General features: G+C 68.7%; 19 protein-coding genes. 10 read left to right on the plus strand and 9 right to left on the minus strand.

The window, feature by feature from the left end; all coding sequences use genetic code 11:
* The first annotated feature begins 123 nt into the window (after positions 1–123).
* Positions 124–1,137, plus strand: coding sequence for an aldo/keto reductase (locus J4O73_RS09090; protein ID WP_426216572.1), 1,014 nt, complete (start codon positions 124–126; stop codon positions 1,135–1,137).
* Between the two features lie 10 nt (positions 1,138–1,147).
* On the opposite strand, the gene J4O73_RS09095 is transcribed toward J4O73_RS09090, so the two are convergent.
* The 7 genes from J4O73_RS09095 to J4O73_RS09125 form a co-directional block, all read right to left on the minus strand.
* A complete protein-coding gene (locus J4O73_RS09095; RefSeq protein ID WP_426216573.1) occupies positions 1,148–1,699 on the minus strand; it encodes a hypothetical protein in 552 nt (183 codons plus the stop codon).
* Between the two features lie 27 nt (positions 1,700–1,726).
* Positions 1,727–2,245, minus strand: coding sequence for a hypothetical protein (locus J4O73_RS09100; protein ID WP_426216575.1), 519 nt, complete (start codon positions 2,243–2,245; stop codon positions 1,727–1,729).
* Between the two features lie 73 nt (positions 2,246–2,318).
* Entirely contained in the window at positions 2,319–3,050 is a 732-nt protein-coding gene (locus tag J4O73_RS09105) for a cell division protein DivIVA (protein WP_426216577.1), read from the minus strand.
* Between the two features lie 442 nt (positions 3,051–3,492).
* Complete coding sequence (locus J4O73_RS09110) at positions 3,493–4,188, minus strand: spermidine synthase (RefSeq protein WP_426216579.1); 696 nt, start codon at positions 4,186–4,188, stop codon at positions 3,493–3,495.
* 34 nt (positions 4,189–4,222) lie between these two features.
* Positions 4,223–4,972: a class I SAM-dependent methyltransferase gene (locus J4O73_RS09115; RefSeq protein ID WP_426216581.1), complete on the minus strand. Its 750-nt coding sequence runs from the start codon at positions 4,970–4,972 to the stop codon at positions 4,223–4,225.
* A gap of 247 nt (positions 4,973–5,219) precedes the next feature.
* Entirely contained in the window at positions 5,220–6,176 is a 957-nt protein-coding gene (locus J4O73_RS09120) for a hypothetical protein (protein WP_426216583.1), read from the minus strand.
* A gap of 5 nt (positions 6,177–6,181) precedes the next feature.
* Positions 6,182–7,144 carry a glycosylase gene (locus J4O73_RS09125; RefSeq protein WP_426216585.1) on the minus strand — a complete coding sequence of 321 codons (963 nt, stop codon included), beginning with the start codon at positions 7,142–7,144 and terminating at the stop codon, positions 6,182–6,184.
* A 188-nt stretch (positions 7,145–7,332) separates the two neighbouring features.
* Between J4O73_RS09125 and rimP the strand changes: the two genes are divergently transcribed.
* From rimP to J4O73_RS09170, 9 genes are all read left to right on the plus strand, one after another.
* Entirely contained in the window at positions 7,333–8,136 is an 804-nt protein-coding gene (gene rimP, locus J4O73_RS09130) for a ribosome maturation factor RimP (protein WP_426216587.1), read from the plus strand.
* Positions 8,137–8,168: 32 nt separating this feature from the next.
* Positions 8,169–9,806, plus strand: a complete 1,638-nt coding sequence (gene nusA, locus J4O73_RS09135; protein WP_426216589.1) for a transcription termination factor NusA — start codon at positions 8,169–8,171, stop codon at positions 9,804–9,806.
* Between the two features lie 21 nt (positions 9,807–9,827).
* A complete protein-coding gene (locus tag J4O73_RS09140; RefSeq protein WP_426216591.1) occupies positions 9,828–10,550 on the plus strand; it encodes an RNA-binding protein in 723 nt (240 codons plus the stop codon).
* Positions 10,551–10,642: 92 nt separating this feature from the next.
* A complete protein-coding gene (infB, locus tag J4O73_RS09145; protein WP_426216593.1) occupies positions 10,643–13,618 on the plus strand; it encodes a translation initiation factor IF-2 in 2,976 nt (991 codons plus the stop codon).
* A 111-nt stretch (positions 13,619–13,729) separates the two neighbouring features.
* The gene (rbfA, locus tag J4O73_RS09150) at positions 13,730–14,140 is read left to right on the plus strand and encodes a 30S ribosome-binding factor RbfA (RefSeq protein WP_426216595.1); all 411 of its coding nucleotides are present in this window, start codon (positions 13,730–13,732) and stop codon (positions 14,138–14,140) included.
* Positions 14,141–14,277: 137 nt separating this feature from the next.
* Positions 14,278–15,303, plus strand: a complete 1,026-nt coding sequence (gene truB, locus J4O73_RS09155; RefSeq protein WP_426216596.1) for a tRNA pseudouridine(55) synthase TruB — start codon at positions 14,278–14,280, stop codon at positions 15,301–15,303.
* Positions 15,304–15,374: 71 nt separating this feature from the next.
* Positions 15,375–16,775 (plus strand): dihydrolipoyl dehydrogenase, encoded by a 1,401-nt coding sequence (locus tag J4O73_RS09160; RefSeq protein WP_426216883.1) that lies wholly within the window; start codon positions 15,375–15,377, stop codon positions 16,773–16,775.
* A gap of 98 nt (positions 16,776–16,873) precedes the next feature.
* Positions 16,874–19,504: a histidine kinase dimerization/phosphoacceptor domain -containing protein gene (locus J4O73_RS09165; protein WP_426216598.1), complete on the plus strand. Its 2,631-nt coding sequence runs from the start codon at positions 16,874–16,876 to the stop codon at positions 19,502–19,504.
* Positions 19,505–19,506: 2 nt separating this feature from the next.
* Positions 19,507–20,064, plus strand: a complete 558-nt coding sequence (locus J4O73_RS09170) for a biliverdin-producing heme oxygenase (RefSeq protein ID WP_426216600.1) — start codon at positions 19,507–19,509, stop codon at positions 20,062–20,064.
* A gap of 1 nt (position 20,065) precedes the next feature.
* Here J4O73_RS09170 and gmk read toward each other — a convergent pair whose 3' ends face one another.
* Together gmk and J4O73_RS09180 are read right to left on the minus strand one after the other, a co-directional pair.
* Positions 20,066–20,722, minus strand: a complete 657-nt coding sequence (gene gmk / locus J4O73_RS09175) for a guanylate kinase (RefSeq protein WP_426216602.1) — start codon at positions 20,720–20,722, stop codon at positions 20,066–20,068.
* A gap of 40 nt (positions 20,723–20,762) precedes the next feature.
* Positions 20,763–21,641: a YicC/YloC family endoribonuclease gene (locus J4O73_RS09180; RefSeq protein WP_426216604.1), complete on the minus strand. Its 879-nt coding sequence runs from the start codon at positions 21,639–21,641 to the stop codon at positions 20,763–20,765.
* Between the last annotated feature and the right edge of the window lie 15 nt (positions 21,642–21,656).

Raw genomic sequence — 21,656 nt, forward strand, 5'->3', positions numbered from 1 at the left:
CGCGCATCGGTCCCTTCCAGGGTCAGTTCGCCGCGCCTTTGGGTCTGGTTACCCTTCCGCGTGGTTGACGATTGCGAGCGCCGGGCGACATAGCGCGCATCCCGCTAGGAGACGGACCCCGCCATGCATTATCGCCATCTCGGCCGATCTGGCCTGAAGGTCTCGCCGATCTGCCTCGGCACCATGATGTTCGGTGGCCCGACCGACGAGGCCGATGCCGGACGGATCGTCGCCCATGCCCGTCACCAGGGTGTGAATTTCATCGACACGGCCAACGTCTACACGGAAGGCCGCTCGGAGGAGGTCACCGGGCGCCTCATCGCGGCCGAACGGCACGATTGGGTGCTGGCGACCAAGGTCGCAACGCTCGTCGGCGACGGGCCGAACCAGGGCGGGCTTTCCCGCATCCACATCATGAAGGCGGCCGAAGACAGCCTGCGGCGACTCGGCACCGATTTCATCGATATCTACTACCTCCACAAGGAGGATCACGGCACGCCCCTCGGGGAGACCGTGCGGGCGATGGCCGATCTGGTCCGGGCGGGCAAGATCCGCCATTTCGGCGTCTCGAACCACCGCGCATGGCGCGTCGCGGAGATCTGCCGCCTCTGCGACGACGCGGGCATCGACCGCCCGGTGGTCAGCCAGCCCTATTACAACGCCTTCAACCGCATGCCGGAGACCGAGCATCTGCCGGCCTGCGCGCATTACGGACTCGGGGTCTTCCCCTATTCGCCCCTCGCGCGGGGCGTGCTGACGGGCAAGTACGATCCCGACGCGCCGCCGCCGGAGGAAAGCCGCGCGGGCCGCGCCGACAAGCGCATGATGCAGACCGAGTGGCGCCCGGAATCCCTGAGGATCGCCCGCCTGTTTCGGGATCATGCCCAGGCGCGGGGCATCACGGCCGGACAGTTCGCGACGGCCTGGGTGCTGAACAACCGCCTCGTGACGGGGGTGATCGCCGGACCGCGGACCTTGGCGCAATGGGAGGAATATGTCGGCGCGCTCGACTACGCCTTCACGCCGGAGGACGAGGCGTTGGTCGACGAGTACGTCACGGTGGGACACCCCTCGACACCCGGCTACAACGATCCGGCCTATCCGATCGAGGGCCGCCTGCCGCGCTGCGGGGACTGAGGCGCCTGCCTCAGGACGCCTTGGCGATGGGCTGGCGCTGCACCGGCATGAGGTGGCGGCTCGCCTCCTCAATGCTCGAGAGCCATTCCTCGACGACGATCACCCGCCGGTCGGCGGCCTGGGCGCGCTCCTCGGCCCGCTGCACGCGGGCATCGGCGCGGGCCTGGATCGACTTGATCCGGGCCTCCGCCAGGGCCTGGATCTCGCGCGACTTCGCTTCGACCTGCGCCTCGGCGCGGGCGACGAGAGCCTTGTATCTCTCGACATCCGCAAGGGCGCGGGAGAGGTCGCTGGCGAGGGTATCGTAGGCGGCGTTGCGCTCACGCAGGCGTTCGTCCTGCACCTGTGCGGCGGCACCGGCCGCCGAGATTGTCTCCACCAATCCCGTCCAATCGGCCACTTCGTGCCGGTCGGAAGGCGCCTCGTCCGCCAGAGGCGGACGCGACATGGGGACGAGCGAGGGGGAGGCCTGCTGAGACCGGCGCCGACGCGGCGCCCTGACGAGGGTGGCGGCGATGCGGTCGTCGAGATGATTCCAGAACGCGTCGTCTAACCCTGGCATGTCCGGTCCCCCACTCCTGATGGACCGTTACGCCACGGCGGCGCGGCCGATGCTCGAGCGGATGGCGGCAGCCTCGTCCGAACCGGGTGCGAACTCGGACTCGATCGCCTCGGCGATACGGCGCAGCCAGCCTTCGGACGCCTCGGCCCGCTCCTCGGCGACCCGCGCGCGCTCCTCGGCGGCCTTGATCAGAGCGTTGGCCTGGGCCTGGATGTCCCGCGTGCGCTGCTCGGCCGCCAGAACCTGGTTCCGGGCGGCCTGCATGTCGGCCCGAACCTGGTCGAGGAGCTCCTGCGTGCGGTACTCCTGCTCCTGGGCGCGGTCTTCCACATCGCGGATGTAGCTCGCCGCGTCACGGACCCGCTCCAAGAGCCCGGCCATCTTCTCGGCGCTCGGCAGGGTCTCGGTGGCGCCCCGCTCCGCCGCCGGCCGACCGGCCGTGTTGAGCAGCATGAGCTTCTTCACCTGCTCGGCATTGGCGAACTTCTTGCCCTTTTCCATCAGCGAGCTGACGGTGGGGTTCTGATCGTAGCTGAGGTCGTCCATCGGTCCCTGACCCGTTTAGAACCCTGTTACGGCTGTCCCGAAGCGAGCCACGGGACCGGTGAGAGCGGGGGCATCAGACGCCGGTATGGACGCCGGTCAGCAGGTTCTTCGCGGCGTTGTCGATGCGCTGGAGCCACTTCTCGGCGGTCACGGCGCGCAGGTTCGCGGCGCGGGTCTTTTCCTCGGCGATCTTCACGCGGCCGTCGGCCTCGTTGCGGATCGAGCGGATCTGCGCTTCGGCGGCGAGACGGATGTCCTGCACCTGGGCGTCGGCCTCGGCCTGGATCCGCTGGACGCGGGCATCGGCCTGAAGCTGCGTCTCGGCGGCCTGCTTCTCGAACAGGCGGAGGCGCTGGTGGACGTCGCGGAGTTCCTTCTGCAGGTCCTGCAGGGTCTCCTTGTACGACTTGGCCTGCTCCTTCACCCGCGAGCGCTGCTCGTCGGCGTAGCCGGCCATGCCGTTGATGATGTCGAGGGTCGTCGTCCAATCGGACAGATCCTCGCCCGCCGCCGGATCTAGATCGGACGCCGCAGCGTACTGGGCGGCGAGTTGGGCTGCCGCCACTTGAGCGGCGCTCGGAGCCGAGATCGGCGCCGTCATCTGGGCCGAGACCTGAGGACGGACCGTCTCGGTCACGGCCTCCGGCATGTCCTTGTCGGCCAACTCGTCGCGGGTCGGCGACGGATTGTCGAGGCTGGACTTGAGAACAAGAATTTCAGCGCTCTTCTGATCAGGAATAGCGTCGAGCCCTTCCGCAAACTGGTTCAAGATTTGCGACCAGGGAGTGCGCGCAGTCACCGCCATGTTTCTGCCCTCCACACGAAGTTTTAACTTGATGCTATGTGGACCACGGCCATGGTTAATGCGCAGTTAACATGCCCTTGCTGGGTAAGGTTTTTCTAATGTGTCCTGATGCGGATTAACATGTGAGCGGCAGTTTTTGCCGGGGCGAGCATGAAGCTCTGTTGTTCGTCCGCAGCTGCTCTTCAAAAGACTTGACCGTTCGGCCAAGCAGTGACGGCCTCGAGATCAGGTCCTTGCGACCAGAATTGTAGAAAGAGACAAGAAGCACAACCGGGGCGTGCAAAATCCTGATCCTGTGGACGGTTTGGGACCGGCCCGATGATGTCCAATACGGAAAGAGATGCTTGCAGGACGCTGCCGAAATGGCTCGCAAGCCATGGATAATACTCTTGAGCACGCCGTCCGTGGAGCCCCCGGAATACGCGTCCGGAGGCGTTAAAGATTACCGCGCCGGGGTGCTCGCGCGGCCGGGCCGGGAGGCGAGCCAGACGACATGCCGCGCCCCGCGCCGCCCCCCGGAGCGAGGGCGCACCTCATCGACCACGAATCCCCCGTTCTGCAGCCGTGCCTTGAACTTGCGATCGGGGCCGCCGGACCATACGCCGAGCACGCCGTTCGGGCTGAGCGCCCAGAGCGCCCTCTTCACGCCCCAGCTGTCGTAGAGCCGGTCGTTCTCGCGCCGGGTGAGGCCTTCGGGGCCATTATCCACGTCGAGAAGGATCGCGTCCCAGGCCCCCTGGCCGGACTGGATCAGACGGTTCACGTCGGCCTCGTGCAGGGCGACGCGGGGATCCTCCAGGCAACCCTTGAACACCTCCGTCAGCGGCCCCTTCGCCCATTCGATGACCTTGGGCACCAGTTCAGCCACGGCGACATGGGCGTCCGGCCCGAGGCTCGCGAGGGCGGCGCGCAGGGTGAAGCCCATGCCGAGGCCGCCGATCAGGATGCGCGGCGCTCGCATCCCCGCCAGCCTTTCGCAGGCGAGAGTGGCCAGCGCCTCTTCCGACCCGCCGCGGAAGCTGTTCATCAATTCGTTCGACCCGGCGAAGATCGAATATTCGTGGCCGCGCTGCATGAGACGCAGGGGCGCCTCGCAGCCGGGGACGGGGCCGGTGTCGATCTCGATCCAGGGAAGCACGGTTCACTCTCACGCCGCCGGGGCGGCTCCGGGTTCAGGCTGCGCGGCCTCGTTCGCAGACGAGGTAGATGCTCGCGCAGAGGTCCGGGTAGACCTGCCCGAGCGCATAGCACCCATCGAGGTAGTCCTGCGAGACGATATCCGTCTTCAGGATCGCGTCCCACTGGAAGTTCGCGAGCGCCTTGAAGAAGATCCCGGAGCGGTGGACGACGCGCAGGCCCGCCGCCGCCGCGTCACGTTCCAGGGTGTCGAGGGCGTAGGTCCGCCGGTGACCATGCAGGCGCTCGGCCTCGGTGACGGCGGTGTGGTGCGAGATCAGGCCCATGCGCACGGCGATCTGCCGCGAGGGGGCGTTGGCGTTCGGGCAGGCGACGAGAAGCCGCCCGCCCTCGGACAGCCATTCGTCGTTCACCCGCCGCAGGACGCCGACGGGATCGTCGAGATGTTCGAGCACATGGGTCAGCACCACCGTGTCGAAGCGGCCTTCCAGGGCGGCGTCCTCGAAGGTGGCATGGGTGAGGGTGGCCGCGCCGCCGAGCCGTTCGCGCGCCGCCTCCACGGCTTCGCCGGACGCCTCGACGCAGGTGATGTCGGAGAAATGCGGCACCAGCCGCTTCGTGAAATCGCCCCGGAAGCTGCCGAGTTCGAGCAGCCGCCCCGGCCGGAAGAACGGCGTGAAGGCGCGGACCATGTAGCCGTGCATGACATCGAAATCGAAGTCGTAGGCGTAGCGGTGCCCCTGAACGTCCTGCGCCTCGCGGTCGAAATCGCGTGCCCCGGTCATGGTCCGATCCTCGTTGCGGCACGGAAGCCGTCTGCAGCGTACTCCCGGGACGTTACCTCATCCTGAGGTGCCCGGCTTGCCGGGCCTCGAAGGAGGACTCCAGATCACGCAGCGATCCCTGGAGCCCTCCTTCGAGGCGGCTGACGCCGCACCTCAGGATGAGGGGGCGGAGGGGAGGGGTCTGGCTGTCCGGCTCGACACCCCAATATTGCGGAACAGCCCCGAAGGTAGGATCACGGGGCCGGCCTCATCCCACCAGCCGCGCGGCGCCGAAGCCGAAGCGCCCGAAGGCATCGCCGTTGTAGAGGAGGGTGGTCGCCCCGTCGCAGGTGAAGGCGTTCGGGTAGCATTGCATCGCCCCGTCCCACGCGCCCGGCTGCCGGGGGAGGGCGAGCCCCTCGTCGTCGCGGGTCCAATGGACGAGGTCGTCGGACCACGCATGGCCGAGGCGGTAGCCGCGCGAGGGATCGGTGCGGAAGCCGACCTGCTCGCGGTAGCAGAACACCATGTGGTGGCGCCCGTCCCGCTCGAAGAGGGTCGGCAGGGCTTGGCACTCGTGGGGGCCCAGACGGTCGGGCACGATGCGGCGGCCCTCGTCCTTCGTCCAGGCGATTCCGTCCGCCGAGGTCGCATGGCCGATCTTGTAGATGCGCTCGGCTTCCGCACCGGGCTCGGGCCGGGTCCAGGCCGTGCCGAAAATGTACCACATGTGGAACACGCCCCCGATCACCTGCACGAACCCGTCGCAGACGAGGAACGGCTCGTTGACCGTGGCCGAGAGGACCGGGCCGGTGCCGTGGCGGGTGAAGGTGAGGCCACCATCGGTGCTGATGGCGAGGCCGATCCCGGTCTCGACCGAGACCGAAACGCGGCGGCTCCAGCCGGTCGTGTAGGCGAGGATGCGACCCTCATGCGCCAGCACGTTCATCGGAAAGATGCCGTGCTCGTCGAAGGTGCCGAGATCGCCGGGGCCGATCACCGGCGCCTCGCTGACGCCCATGAACCGCGACAGGTCCGGGCTGAGATCGGCGAAACCGACGAGGCTGCGGAACTTCCCGTCCGGATCGCGGCTGCGCGTCGACAGGTAGACCCGAACCCGGTCCTCCAGCACGAGGGCCTGCGGTCCTTGCGCGAACTCTCCGATGCCGAAGGGCAGGGGGTGTTTCCGCAGATCGAAGACAAGGCCGAGCCGGTCCCAGCGCATCGGTCTCACCCCATCGGCCCGTCGAGGACGGCGAGGCCGAAGCCGCCGCGCCCGACATCGTTGCCGAGATAGGCGAGGTAGGTTTGGCCATCGACCTCGAAGACATGCGGGTAGCTGATCATCTGCGCGTCCCACCCCTCGTCCGAAACGTCGATGCCGGCACGGGAATCGTCGCGGGTCCAGGTCACGAGGTCGTCGCTCCAGGCGTAGCCGATCCGGTAGCCGCGCTCGTGGCTCCGGTAATCGGTGCTGTAGCGGTAGCAGAAATGCATGTGGTAGCGGCCGTCCGCGTGGAAGACGTCAGGGCTCGCCTGCGCCTCGTCCGGCTCGATCCGGGGCGGGATCACATCGTGGCCCGCCTTGGTCCAGGCCAGCCCGTCGGGCGAGGTCGCCATGCGGATGCGATAGACCGGCTCGGCCCGGCCCGCATGCATCTTCCAGCTGCGCCCGGCGATGTAGAACAGATACCACGTGTCGCCGAAGCGGCGGATCTTCGGGCCGCTCATCACGAAGGGTTCGTCGGGCGTGTAGGGGATGATCGGCCCCGGCCCCAGGCGCTGGAAGGTCTCGCCGCCATCGCGGCTCACGGCACAGCCGATGGCGGTGTTGAAGGGCACCGATTCGCAGCGCGTCCAGCCCGCGTAATAGGCCCGGACCTCGTCCCCCTGCCGGATGACCGAGACGGGGTAAACGCCGAACTCGTCGAAGGTGCCGGTCTCGCCGAGAGGCAGGATCGGCGCCCGCGCGACGGCGCGGACCTTGAACAGATCGGCCCGGTCGAGATCGACATAGGCGCTGTGACTCACATACTGGCCGGCGGCATCGGCCGGAGGGCGGCACGAGAAATAGACCCGCACCACGTCGCCACAGATCAGCGCGCTGGGGGCCTGCGCGAATTCCTTGAGCCAGGGGCGGTCATGGACCGTCGAAGGGTCGAAGACCCGGCCGAGCTTGCGCCAGTGCGGCACGTCGTTTCCCCCGCTGCGATGGGGCAGAGTACCTGCCCGCCCCTTGCGGCGGAAGGCGATTGCCCGTAAGTACAGAACAACATTTCTGATGGCAGTCGCGAGGCTGCGGTTCGGAGTGGGCCCCCCGGCCCGCTCTTTTTTTTGGCCGCGACCTCGCCACCCGATGCGGGCTCTTGCGCGAAACATTCATGGCCGAATCCCCCTCCGAACTCATGGAACCGCGTCTCGCGGTCGAGACCGGCGTCGGCGCACAGGTGGCGCGGGTCGTCGAAGGCCCCCTGCAGGGCCTGGGCTTCCGGCTCGTGCGCGTGAAGGTCTCGGCACAGAACGGCTGCACCGTGCAGATCATGCTGGAGCGGCCGGACGGCACCTGCACCATCGATGATTGCGAGGCCGCGAGCCGCGTGCTGTCTCCGATCCTCGATCTCGATGACCCGGTGGGCGGCGCCTACAACCTCGAAATGTCCTCGCCGGGAATCGACCGCCCGCTGGTGCGCGTCTCGGATTTCGCCCGCTGGGCGGGCTACGAGGCCAAGGTCGAGCTGGCCGTGCCGCTGGACGGGCGCAAGCGCTTCCGTGGCATCCTCGGGGTGCCCGACGCCCAGGGGAAGACGGTGCCGATCGACCTGCCCGACGTGAAGGAAGGTCTGCCGAGCCGCATCAGCCTGCCCCTGCGCGATCTCGCCGAGGCCCATCTCGTCCTCACCGACGAACTGGTGCGCGAATCGCTGCGCCGGGGCGGCCCGCCGGGCGACGAGGACGGGGATTTCGAGGACGAGGACGAGACCATCGAGGCCCCGCGCCCCGCGCCCGGCAAGGCAGCCTCTCCCAAGGGGACCTCTTCCAAGGGGGCATCCGCCAAAGCTGCCTCACCGAAGGCGAAGTCTCCGGGCAGGAAACCCAAAGCCGCCGAGAAGCCCGCGCGCAGCGGGCCGAAGCAGCCGGTCCTCACGAAGGCCAACCGGCTCAAGGGCCACGACGAGCCCCTCTAGAATTGCTCACTTGAGAAGAAGGACCTGAACCGATGGCCGTCGTCAGCGCCAACAGGCTCGAACTCCTCCAGATCGCCGACGCGGTCGCCCGCGAGAAGGTGATCGACCGCCAGATCGTCATCGAGGCGATGGAGGAGGCGATCGCCAAGGCCGCCCGCTCCCGCTACGGCGCCGAGACGGATGTCCATGCCGAGATCGACTCGAAGAGCGGTGCCCTGCGCCTCTCCCGCCACCTGCTGGTGGTGGAGCAGGTCGAGAACGATTCCCGCGAGATCACCCTCGATCAGGCCCGGCGCTTCAACCCCGGCGCGCTGGTCGGCGACGTCATCTCCGACACTCTGCCGCCCTTCGATTTCGGACGCGTGGCCGCCCAGTCGGCCAAGCAGGTCATCGTCCAGAAGGTCCGCGACGCCGAGCGCGCCCGGATGTTCGACGAGTACAAGGACCGCATCGGCGAGATCCTGAACGGCGTCGTGAAGCGCGTCGAGTACGGCAACGTCATCGTTGATCTCGGCCGCGGCGAGGGCATCGTCCGCCGCGACGAGATGATCCCGCGCGAGACCTTCCGCCCCGGCGACCGCATCCGCTCGTACCTGTTCGATGTGCGCTCGGAAGTGCGCGGACCGCAGATCTTCCTGTCGCGCTCGCATCCGCAATTCATGGCCAAGCTGTTCGGCCAGGAAGTGCCCGAAATCTACGATGGTATCGTCGAGGTGAAGGCTGTCGCCCGCGATCCGGGCTCGCGCGCCAAGATCGCCGTGATCTCGCGCGACGGCTCGATCGACCCGGTCGGCGCCTGCGTTGGTATGCGCGGCTCCCGCGTCCAGGCGGTGGTGGCCGAGCTCCAGGGCGAGAAGATCGACATCATCCCGTGGTCCGAGGACCAGGCGACCTTCATCGTCAACGCCCTTCAGCCCGCCGAGGTGGTGAAGGTGGTGCTCGATGAGGAGGCCGACCGCATCGAGGTGGTGGTGCCGGACGACCAGCTGTCGCTCGCCATCGGCCGCCGCGGCCAGAACGTGCGCCTCGCCTCGCAGCTCACCGGCTGGGACATCGACATCCTGACCGAGGCCGAGGAATCGGAGCGCCGCCAGAAGGAATTCGCCGAGCGCACCCAGGTCTTCATGGACGCCCTCGACGTGGACGAGACCGTCGGCCAGCTTCTCGCGGCGGAAGGCTTCCGCTCCGTGGAGGAGATCGCCTACGTCGAGACCTCCGAGCTGTCGAACATCCAGGGTCTCGATGAGGAGACCGGCGCCGAGATCCAGGCCCGCGCCCAGGATCACCTCGCCCGGATCGAGCAGGAGCACGACGACCGCCGCCGCGAACTCGGCGTCTCGGACGATCTGCGCGAGCTGGAGGGCGTCACCACGCCCATGATGGTCGCGCTGGGCGAGAACGACGTGAAGTCGATCGAGGATCTGGCGGGCTGCGCCACCGACGACCTCGTGGGCTACACCGAGGGCCGTGGGCCCGAGGCCGTGCGCCACGCAGGCTTCCTCGACGGGTTCGACATGTCCCGCGCCGAGGCCGAGGCCCTGATCATGGCGGCCCGCGTCCATGCGGGCTGGATCGAGGCTCCGGCCGAATCGGAGGAGCAGGAAGAGGGTGAAGGCGAGGCCGAGGGCATTGAAAGTGCCGAGGGCGAGCCCGCCGAGCAGCAGGCGTAAGGGAGGCCGGAGCGCCGCAGCATGAGCGAGGCCGTGGACATCACGACGGAAGCCGGGATCGAGGACGCCCTCGATTCGGGGCCCGACCATGCCGGTCCCGGCCGACGCGCGCGCACGCGCACCTGCATTGTCACGCGGGAAGCCCAGGCCCCCGATGCGATGATCCGCTTCGTGCGCGGCCCCGACGGGGCCGTGGTGCCCGACCTGCGGGGCAAGCTGCCGGGCCGTGGCGCCTGGATCAGCGCCAGGCGGGATGCGGTGGCCACGGCCGTGAAGAAAAACCTGTTCTCACGGGCGTTTAAGGGGCCGACCCCGGTCGGGGCCGACCTGCCTGAACGAATCGGAGAGGCGCTGCGCGCCGAACTCCGGCAGGCCCTCTCGCTCGCCAACAAGGCGGGCAACGTGGTGGCCGGGTTCGGTAAGGTCGAGTCGGCGATCGGAGCCGATCCGGGGGTCGCCGCGGTGATTCACGCCCGCGAGGCGAGCCCGGACGGACGCCGGAAGATCGCCGCAGCCTTGATGCGGCGGCACGGACACGCCATATCGGCAGTCCCGATCATCGATGACTTGTCCGAAGACGAATTGGACATGGCCTTGGGTCGGGATCATGTGATACACGCTGCGCTCGTCGCAGGAGCTGGATCTACCGGCTGCCTGTTGCGTTGGCGTCGGCTCCGCTCCTTCGAGGGCGCCGCCACGGCGACCGAGGAGCCCGATCCAGCCTCACCCGGCGGGACCGTATGAGCCCCACGATGACGACACGAGATTGATTGCGCATCCGGCGGCACCGGAGCGCAATCCACGACACGAATGGAAACCCCCAGGGTTCTGACTGGATGAGCGATACGAACAACCCGGGCGACAAGTCGGCGGAGCGGGGCCCCCGCAAGCCGCTGTCCTTGAAGCGCCCGATCGAACAGGGTGTGGTGCGTCAGAGCTTCTCCCATGGCCGCACGAAGCAGGTCATGGTCGAGACTGTGAAGCGTCGCGTCGGTGCTCCGGCGGCTCCGGCTCCGGCCGCGACGCCCGCTCAGCGCACCGCTCCCAACGCGCGGCCCGCTGGTGCGGCGCCTGCCGGATCTCAGCGTCCGCCGCAGCGTCCCGCAGCCGGAGGCGTCGTCCTTCGCACCTTGAGCGAGCAGGAAAGCGCGGCCCGCGCCGCTGCCCTTGCCGACGCTCAGCGTCGCGAGGCTGATGCGCGCCGCAAGACCGAGGAAGAGGAGGCTGCCCGCAAGGCGGCCGCCGAGGCCGAGGCCCGCCGCCAGCGCGAGGAAGCCGAGGCTCGCCGCAAGGCTGAGGAGGAGGCCGCCCGTGCCGCCGCCGAGGCCAAGGCCGCCGAGGAGGCTGCCCGCAAGGCCGCCGCCGAAGCGCAGGCCGCCGCTGCCGCCCAGGCTGCTGCTGCTCCTGCTCCGGCGCCTGCCGAGCCCGCCCCGGCCCCGGCTGCACCTGCGGCTCCGGCCCCCACCCCTGCTGCACCGGCCCCCGTGCAGGCTCGGGCGCCGGCTCCTGCGCCGCGCCAGCCCGCCGCTCCGGCTCGCCAGCCGACGGCGCCCGCCCGCCCGGCGCCCCGCACGCCTGCTCCGGCGGCGCGTGCCGGTGAGGCTCCGCGTCCCGCTGCTCCCCCGGCTCCGCGCCCGGCCTCGAACGAGCCGCGCAAGATCCTGACGGCCGACAACCGCAAGCCGCGTGACCTGAACTTCATGGCCAAGCCGGCGCCTGCGCCGGAGCCCGAGAAGTCGGCCACGCCAACCACCGCCGCTCGTCCGGCCGGTGGCGCCGCGGCGCGGCCCGCCCCGGGTCGCGGCGCGCAGACCAACGAAGACGAGTCGGAGACGAAGCGGGTCATCCGCCGTCCCGGCATGCCGCTCAAGATCATCACCCCGCCGAAGACCCCCAAGGGTCCGGGCGGCGACCGCAACCGCGGCCGTCTGACGATCGCCAACGCCACGTCTGGCGAGGACGAGCGTACGCGCTCCGTCGCCTCCTTCCGCCGCCGCCAGCAGCGGATGAGCGGGCGCGGCCAGGTCGAGCAAAAGGAAAAGCTGTCCCGCGAGGTGACGATCCCGGAGACGATCACGATCCAGGAGCTTGCCAACCGCATGTCGGAGCGGGCGGTGGACGTGATCCGCATGCTGATGAAGCAGGGTCAGATCCACAAGATCACCGACGTGATCGACTCGGACTCCGCCCAGCTCATCGCCGAGGAGATGGGCCATACGGTTCGTCGCGTCGCCGAGTCGGACGTCGAAGAGGGCCTGTCCTCGGACGAGCCGGATCTGGAGGAGGATCTCGATCCCCGTCCGCCGGTCGTCACGATCATGGGCCACGTCGACCACGGCAAGACCTCGCTGCTCGACGCGATCCGCAAGGCCAATGTCGCCGACGACGAGGCCGGTGGTATCACGCAGCATATCGGCGCCTATCAGGTGGCGGCGCCCTCTGGCGACTTGATCACCTTCATCGACACCCCCGGCCACGCGGCCTTCACCTCCATGCGCGCCCGCGGCGCCAAGGTGACGGACATCGTCGTGATCGTGGTGGCGGCCGATGACGGCGTCATGCCTCAGACGATCGAGGCGATTCAGCACGCGAAGGCGGCTGGCGTCCCGATGATCATTGCGATCAACAAGATCGACAAGCCGGATGCGAATCCGCAGCGGGTCCGCACCGAGCTGCTGCAGCACGACATCCAGGTCGAGTCCATGGGCGGTGAGACCCTGGAATTCGAGGTTTCGGCCAAGACCGGCGACGGTCTGCCCGATCTCCTCGAGGGTCTGCAGCTCCAGGCCGAGATCATGAACCTCCGCGCCAACGAGAAGCGCGATGGCGAGGGCACCGTGATCGAGGCGCAGCTGGATCGCGGTCGCGGCCCGGTCGCCACCGTGCTCGTGCAGCGCGGCACGCTCTTCACCGGCGACATCGTCGTGGCCGGTGCCGAGTGGGGTAAGGTTCGCGCCCTGATCGACGATCTCGGGGAGAACGTTCAGTACGCCGGCCCGTCGGTTCCGGTGGAGGTGCTGGGCTTCAACGGCACGCCCGATGCCGGCGACCGCGTGATCGTGGTGCCGACGGAGGCCCGTGCCCGCGAGGTCACCGAATACCGCGCCCGCATCAAGCGCGAGCGTGCTGCGGCCCGCACAGGCGGCGCCAACCGCTCGCTCATCGACATGATGCGCGAGGCCAAGGAGGGCTCGACCCGCAAGGAGCTGCCCGTCCTCATCAAGGGCGACGTGCAGGGTTCGGTCGAGGCCATCGTGGGCGCGTTGGAGAAGCTCGGCAACGACGAGGTCGCAGCCCGCATCCTGCTCTCGGGTGTCGGCGGCATCACCGAATCGGATATCACCCTGGCCCAGGCGTCCAAGGCGGTGGTGATCGGCTTCAACGTCCGCGCCCACAAGGAGGCCCGCGAGGCCGCCGAGCGCGCGGGTGTCGATATCCGCTACTACAACATCATCTACGACCTCGTGGACGATATCAAAGCCACGCTGTCGGGAATGCTCCCGCCGACGCTCCGCGAGGAGCGCCTGGGCGAGGCCACGGTCCTTCAGGTCTTCGAGGTGTCGAAGGTCGGCAAGGTCGCCGGTTGCCGCGTCACGGACGGCGTGGTGGAGCGCGGCGCCCATGTCCGCCTCGTGCGCGACAGCGTTGTCATCCACGAGGGCAAGCTCAAGACCCTCAAGCGTCTCAAGGACGACGCGAAGGAGGTCACAAGCGGCCAGGAATGCGGCATGGCCTTCGAGAATTTCGAGAACATGCGCGCTGGCGACGAGATCGAGTGCTACCGGGTCGAGGAGATCCGCCGCACGCTCTGATCGTCCGGACGGACAGTCCGGACAGGGCGGTCGCGGCCTCAGCCGCGGCCGTCTTTTCTTTTCTCGAAGGCAACGGCCGCTCCACTCCGGCGGAGGGCCGAGCTTACGGACATGGCACAGAAACCCACATCCACAGGCCCATCCCAGCGCCAGCAGCGCGTGGCGGAATTGATCCGCCATGCGCTGGCCGAGGTGCTGCAGCGTGGCGATATCCAGGATCCCGTGCTCGGCTCGCACGTCGTGACGGTGCCTGAGGTCCGGATGTCTCCAGACCTCAAGCTCGCCACGGCCTATGTCATGCCGCTCGGCGGGCAGGACGAGGCACCGGTCATCGCCGCCCTGGAGCGCAACCGGAAGGTGCTGCGCCACGAGGTGGCCCGCCGGGTGAACCTGAAATACGCTCCCGAACTGCGCTTCCGCCGGGACGAGACCTTCGACGAGGCGGCGCGAATCGACCGCCTGCTGCGCGATGAGCGTGTCCGTCGCGACCTCGACGAAACGGATCACGACACGGATCATTGAATCCGGGATCCCAAAGGGCGAGCCCTTTGGTGGGGTACGGGGCAGAGCCCCTATGGTTCGCAGGGCGCCGCCCTGCACCCGCAAAAGGACGTGGTCCTTTTGAAACCTGTTTATTCGCGCTTTAGGGCACAGAGGACATGACGGTTTCCACCGACGATCACGGTCCGGCGCAGCCGGTCGCCGGCCTGCCGGGCGAAGCCCGCAGCCATGACGGTCGCCGCCCGCAACAGCGCGGCCCCCGTCCCGACCGTCCCAAGCGCAAGGACGTGTCCGGCTGGGTGATCCTCGACAAGCATGTCGGTATGACCTCGACCCACGCCGTCGCGGTGGTGAAGCGGGCCTTCAACGCGAAGAAGGCCGGTCATGCCGGGACCCTCGATCCGTTGGCCTCCGGCATCCTGCCGATCGCGCTGGGCGAGGCGACCAAGACGGTCCCCTTCGTGATGGATGGCCGCAAGGCCTATCGCTTCACCGTGGCCTGGGGTGTCGAGACCGATACGGACGATGCCGAAGGGCGCCCCGTCGCGACGAGCGAGGCCCGGCCCGAGCGTGCAGCGGTCGAGGCGGCGCTGCCCGCCTTCGTCGGTGCGATCGAGCAGGTTCCGCCGCGCTACTCCGCGATCAAGATCCAGGGTGAACGCGCCTACGACCTCGCCCGTGACGGCGAGACCGTGGAACTCGTCGCCCGTCCGGTCCAGATCGACCGGCTCGAAGTGGTCTCCCACGAGAACGGGCAGACCGTGATCGAGGCCGAGTGCGGCAAGGGCACCTATGTCCGCGCGCTGGCCCGCGATCTCGGCCGGATGCTCGGCTGCTACGGCCACGTCGCCGCGCTCCGCCGGACGCGCGTCGGCCCCTTCACCGAGGCCGAGTCCTGCGCGGTGGCGACGCTGACCGATCAGGGGCCGGAGGCGGCACTCGCGCATCTGCGTCCGGTCGAGACCGCCCTCGATGCCATTCCCGGTGTCGCCGTCTCCCGCGACATGGGCCTGCGCCTGATGCGCGGCCAGCCGGTGATTCTGCGCGGGCGCGACGCGCCGGTCGGCGGCAAGGCCTTCGCGACCTGCGGTGGCATCCTGGTCGCCGTGGGCGACGTGGAGCGGGGCGAGCTCGTGCCGCACCGGGTCTTCCACCTGGGCGGAACTGCGCCCGGCCGCGCCTGAGGCGGGTCGGCGCAGCCCGGAACTGAGGCGCTTTCGTCCTGTTGGCCCGGCACAACGGGCTGGGGGGCCGGATGCGCGAACGGGAATGTGACGTAGCGGTGATCGGCGCGGGATCGGCTGGTCTCGCCGCTTACCGGGCCGCGCGCGATGCAGGAGCCCGCGCCGTTCTGATCGAGCGTGGGCCGGGTGGCACCACCTGCGCCCGCGTCGGTTGCATGCCCTCCAAGCTCCTCATCGCCGCGGCCGAAGCTGCCCATGCGGCCCGCACGGCCGATCTCTTCGGCATCCGGGTCGCTGGCGTTTCCATCGACGGCAAGGCTGTCCTCGACCGTGTCCGGCGGGAACGGGATCGCTTCGTCGGCTTGGTGCTGGACGGCGTCGAGACAATCCCCGCCGAGGATCGCATGGAGGGCGAGGCTCGTTTCCTCGACAGCCACAGCCTGGAGATCGACGAGAAGGTTCGCCTGCGCTTCGGCGCGGCGGTGATCGCGACGGGGTCCAGTCCCATCGTCCCAAAGCCGCTGAAGGGGCTCGGCGACCGGTTGCTCACCACCGACACCCTGTTCGAGATTCCCGATCTTCCTGAATCACTCGCCGTCCTCGGCCTCGGCGCCGTCGGCATCGAGATCGCCCAGGCCATGGCGCGTCTCGGCGTGCGGGTCACGGCGCTCGATTCCGGCAAGTCCATCGCGGGCCTCACCGAACCCGGTTTGGTCGAGGAAGCGGCGACGCTTTTCGCGGAAGACTTTACGCTCCATCGCAGCGCGCGGGTCGAGGGATCCGAGCGCTGCGGCGAGGGCGTGCGGCTCCACTGGCGCGATCATGGAGGGCAGCGCCGCTCGACGGATGTCGCGTCCGTTCTCTCGGCGGCCGGGCGAGCGCCGAACCTCGCCGGGCTCGACCTCGACGCCACAGGGCTTGAGCTGGACGAGGATGGTCTTCCGGATTTCGACCCCCGCAGCCTCGTCTGCCGGGGGGCGCCGATCCTGATCGCGGGAGATGCCAATGCCTGGCGTCCGGTGCTGCACGAGGCCAGCCGCCAGGGACGCATCGCGGGCGAGAATGCGGCCGCACTGGCAAGCGGGCGTCCTCCCGAGGTGCCGGAGCCCTGGCCATCCCTGGCCATGGTGTTCACTCACCCGCAGGCCGCGACGATCGGCGAAGCCTACGACGAGGACGAGAAACGGATCGTCGTACGGACAAGTTTCTCGAACCAGGGCCGGGCCCGCACCGAGGGGGTCAATCGAGGTGGCATATGCCTCTGGGCCGCGCCGGATGGGCGCCTGCTGGGCGGTGAGATGCTGGGGCCTGCGGTGGAGCACCTCGCCCAGATCGTGTCGAACGCGTTGCGGGATGGGCTCACGGTGCAGGCGATGCGCGACCGCCCGGTTTACCATCCCACTCTCGAAGAGGGGCTTTCGACCGCATTGTCTGAAATGGTACAAAGTGTCGGCGATGCGAATAGCAAATGAGCGACTTTGTGACGTCGTAGGCCGACAGGTTATTCGTAAGCATTGCGCTTCGTGGATCGTTTCTGCATACGGTCTGCGATGATACGGTCTCGTGCCTGATGCCGCCAAGCGAGCCCCCTTTGGAGAGCGGCACGAACGGTGCCGACTTCGACGCCCTAGCCCCTGACGAGCTGGACCGCCTTGAAGGTGGGGTGATCGCCCTTGACGAGGCGGGCACCATCGTCGCGTTCAGCGATGGCGCGAGTGACCTGCTGAAATTGCCGCGTGAGGCGGTGCTCGGCCGCGACTATTTCCAGGACGTGATGCCCGCCGCCAATGTGCCGGCCTTCCGCGGCCGATTCCTCGCGGGTGCGCGGCGCGGTAGCCTCGACGAGCGATTCGAATATGTGTTCGGCCGCCTGCCGCAGCCCCTGCGGGCGCAGGTGCAGATGCGGCGCGGCGCCTTCGCGGGCAACCCGGTCACCTGGCTGCGCATCGAGGCGATGGAAACCCTCGGTTATGGCGCGCGTCGCGATGCGGTGGTCTCGGCCATCGGCCGCCGGGTCCGGGCCGAACCCGTCGATCCCAGCTTGTGCGAGCGCGAGCCGATCCACATTCCGGGCTCGATCCAGCCGAACGCCGTGCTGTTCGCGGCGGATGCGGCGACGCTCCTTGTCACCGCTTTCTCGACCAACGTCACCGAAGTGGTGGACCTGTCCGATCCGCCGCTCCTCGGCCGCCCTTTGGGCGATGTCCTGCCCGCCTCCTACATAGAGGCGGTGAAGGTGCGGCTTGCCAACGGCACGTTGGATGACGGGCGTTCGCTCCGGCGGCGGGTGCGGTTTCCGGAGCGGTCCGAAGCCGGCTACCTCGCGGTGGCCCATCTCCACGCCGGACGGCTGATCGTCGAGATCGAGCGCGAGCCCGATATCGCCGACGATTTCCGGCTCGCGAGCCAGACCGACACGGAACTGGCCGTCGCGCGGCTGAGCGATGCCGAAACCCTCGTGGGGGCGGCCCGCGTCGCCGCCGCGGAAATCCGCGCGCTCACCGGCTTCGAGGCGGTGCTGGTCTACCGCTTCGATTCGGATTGGAACGGCGAAGCCGTGGCCGAGGACAAGGCGCCGAACTGGTCTCGCAGCCTGTTGGGCCTGCGCTTCCCCGCCTCCGACATCCCCGCACAGGCCCGCGCCCTCTACACTAAGGCCAAGAGTCGCTTCGTGATCGATCGCGACAGTGTGCCCGTCGCCCTGGTCGGCGCGCCGGGCACCGACAACGCGCCCATCGACCTTACCTTCGCTCAGCACCGCTCGCTCTCACCGATCCATCTGGAGTACCAGCGCAACCTCGGCGTGAACGGCTCCATGTCGATCTCGATCATGGTGGACGGGCGCTTGTGGGGGCTGATGATCGGCCACCATCGCAGACCGCATTACGTGCCGCCGGAGACCCGCGCGGCGGCGACCGTGCTGACCGATGCCTTCGCCATGCGCGTGCAGGAGATCGAGTCCCGCCGCCTCTGGGCCGAGAGACAAGCTCATCTCGACGTCGAGGGACGGCTGGTGCGCAGCCTGACCCGCTCGGACGATTTCGTCTCCGCGCTTACGGGCGGCGTCACCACCCTGCTGCACCTGTTCGATTCGACGGGGGCGGGCATCGTCTCGGGCGAGCGGGCGACGCTGATCGGCCGCGCGCCACCCGCCGAGGCCGTTCTGGAGATCGCGGCTTGGCTGCGTGAAACCGTGCCTCAGGATCAGACCTGCTTCGAAAGCAGTAATTTCACTACGGCCTATCCTGCCGCCGGACCGTATCGCGAGGTCGCGAGCGGGTTGCTCGCGGCCTTCGTGGATGATGGGCGCGAGACCCTGCTCATGTGGTTCCGGCCGGAAATGCCGAGCACGGTTACCTGGGGTGGCGACCCGCGCAAACCCGTGCTCGCGGGAAGCGGCTCCGTCGCGGTGCTGCCCCGGCGCTCCTTCGAGCGGTGGGTGGAGGAGCGCACCGGTCACGCCAACCCCTGGGCCGAATGGCAGTCCAACCTTGCCGTCTCTCTGGCGGAGGCGGTCGAGGGTGTCGTGCTGCGCCAGCGCCGCAAGATCGATGAGTTGACCGGCCTGCTCGCGGAGAAGGAGCGCCTTCTCGCGCAGAAGGATCTGCTCTCGCGCGAGATCGACCACCGGGTGAAGAACTCGCTTCAGATCGTCTCGGCCTTCCTTCAGATGCAGCGACGCCAGATCGCCGATGCGGCGGCGCGCCAAGCCTTTGCGGAGACCTCCGCGCGGGTGATGAGCGTCGCCCGCGTCCATGACAGCCTCTATCAGGCCGACCGGGTGGACGAGGTCGATCTCGGCGTCACCATCGAGAGCCTGTGCAAGGATCTCGCCGGGCTCGCCGGGGATGGACATTCCGTCGATCTCACCGTCGAGCGCGGGATGATGGTGCCCTACCGCAAGGCGGTGGCGCTCTCGCTCATCGCTACGGAACTCGTCACCAACGCCTTCAAATACGCGTCGACGCCGACGGGTGGTGGGCGAGTGGAAGTCACGGTCTCGTCGCTGAACGATGAGGGCGGCGTGCAGCTCAAGGTCTGCGACGACGGCGGCGGCCTGCCGGACGGGTGGGCCGAGCCCAAGAGCAACGGGCAAGGCTCCGGCCTCGGCATGAAGCTGATTCGGGCGATGCTGGACCAGATCAACGCCAGACTCGACGTCGTGAACAATCCCGGCGCCTGCTTCACCATCACCGCCTGAGCATGGACCAGCCGATCCTCCATCAGCGGCTGCGAGCGGCCACGGCGTCGACGCACGAAGCGCTGGAACGGGAGCTCGACTGGAAGGCGCGGGTGGCGACCCTGGCGGGCTATCGCGACATGCTCGCGCGTCTGCACGGGTTTCATGCGGCCTGGGAGCCGGCCATCGGCGCGGCGCTCGCTGACGGCGACTTCTTCGACGCCCGTCGCCGCCTCAGCGCCCTGCGCGAGGATCTGGCCTATCTCGGTTTGTCCGAGGCCGGGATCGGCGCCCTGCCGCTGGCGAAGGTCATCGCGCTCTCGGGCCCGGCCCCGGCCATGGGGGCGCTCTACGTGCTCGAAGGTTCGACCCTCGGCGGCCGGGTTATCGGCAAGCACATCGCCTCCGCCCACGGGCTGATGGACGGGGGACTCGCCTATTATTCCGGCCACGGCGTCCGCACGGGCGCCATGTGGTCGGCCTTCCGCGCCCGGCTCGATACGTTCGATGCCGAGGGCGACCAAGTCATGGCGGCGGCGAACGAGACGTTCGACGCCATGCGGGAATGGCTGACGGCCTGAGTCAGGCCTGCCCGTCGCCCTCGGCCAGCAATTGCTCCACGAAGGCGCCGAGACCCGTGCGGCGCGTGCGTTTCAGGCGCTCGGCGGCCAGGATGCCCTGAAGCGAGGTGAAGGCGTTCTGCAGATCGTCGTTGACGATGACGTAATCGTACTCGCTCCACCGCTGGATCTCGGTGCGGGCGTTGGCGAGGCGGCGCTCGATGGTCTCGGCCGAATCCTCGGCCCGGCGCTCCAGGCGGTGGCGCAACTCGGCCATGCTCGGGGGCAGGATGAACACGCTCACCACGTCCCCGGAGAGCTTGCTGCGGACCTGCCGCGTGCCCTGGTAGTCGATGTCGAAGATCATGTCCCGGCCGGAGCCCAGCACCTTCTCGACCGGACGCCTCGGGGTGCCGTAGCAATTGCCATGGACCTCGGCGGATTCGAGCAGGTCGTCGCGGGCGCGCAGATCGTCGAAGGCCTCGCGGTCGATGAAATGATAGTGCCGCCCGTCGATCTCCGAGGGGCGTCGCGCGCGGGTCGTCACGGAGATGGACAATTCGAGCGCCCAACTCGGATCCGCCGCGATGGCGCGGGTCAGCGTCGTCTTCCCCGCGCCCGAGGGCGAGGAGAGGATGAGGATCAGGCCCCGGCGTGCAATTCTCGTCTCGTCGATCACGGCCGTGCCGGGCTCCAATGGGGGTGCATGTGCCGCGCGCTCATTCGATGTTCTGAACCTGCTCGCGGAATTGTTCGACCACGGCCTTCAGATCGAGGCCGATGCGCGAAAGGCCGATCTCGCCCGCCTTCGCACAGAGGGTGTTGGCTTCCCGGCCGAATTCCTGGGCCAGGAAATCCAGGCGGCGGCCGATCGGGCCGCCCGCCGCCAGCAAGTCACGGGCGGCGCTGCCATGGGCGCGTAGGCGATCGAGTTCCTCGCGTACGTCGGCCTTGGCGGCGAGCAGCACCGCTTCCTGATGCAGGCGCTCGGGATCGAGGCTGGTCTGGGACAGGCTCTCGACCGTCGCGTTCAGTCGGGCGCGCACCGCTTCGGCTTGGCGGGACGGCTCGTCCTCGGCGGCCTGGGTGAGGGCACCGATACGGGCGACCTGGGCGGAGACGATCTCCTCCAACTGCCGCCCCTCGGCCCGGCGGGCCTCCACGAGATCGGCGACGAGTCGGACCACGCCGTCGGTCAGGTCCCGATTCAGCGTATCGGCCTCCGGGGCGGTCTCCTCCTCGGCCTCAACCACGCCGCGCACGGAGAGCAGCCCGTCCATGGTCGCGGGGGCGACGCCCTCCGGCCGGGGCACGCGGGCCACCGCCTGGGCGAGGCTCGCCAGCAGGGCTTCGTTGATGCGCATCTTGGGCGCGCGCTCGCTGCGCGTCAGGTTCAGGGACAATTGGATCTGCCCGCGCGACAGCGTCTTCTGCAGGGCGGTCCGGGCGGTCTCGCCCACCGCCTCGAAGCCGGCGGGCACCCGGACCCGGACATCGAGCCCGCGCCCATTCACGCTGCGGACCTCCCAGGCCCATTGCACCGCGCCCGACGTACCGGCGGCGCGGGCGAATCCCGTCATGCTCGCGATCTGGGCCATGGGCAGTGCTTCGTC

Origin of the sequence: Methylobacterium sp. NFXW15, from assembly GCF_049887755.1 — a bacterium.
Classification (GTDB): Bacteria; Pseudomonadota; Alphaproteobacteria; order Rhizobiales; family Beijerinckiaceae; genus Methylobacterium.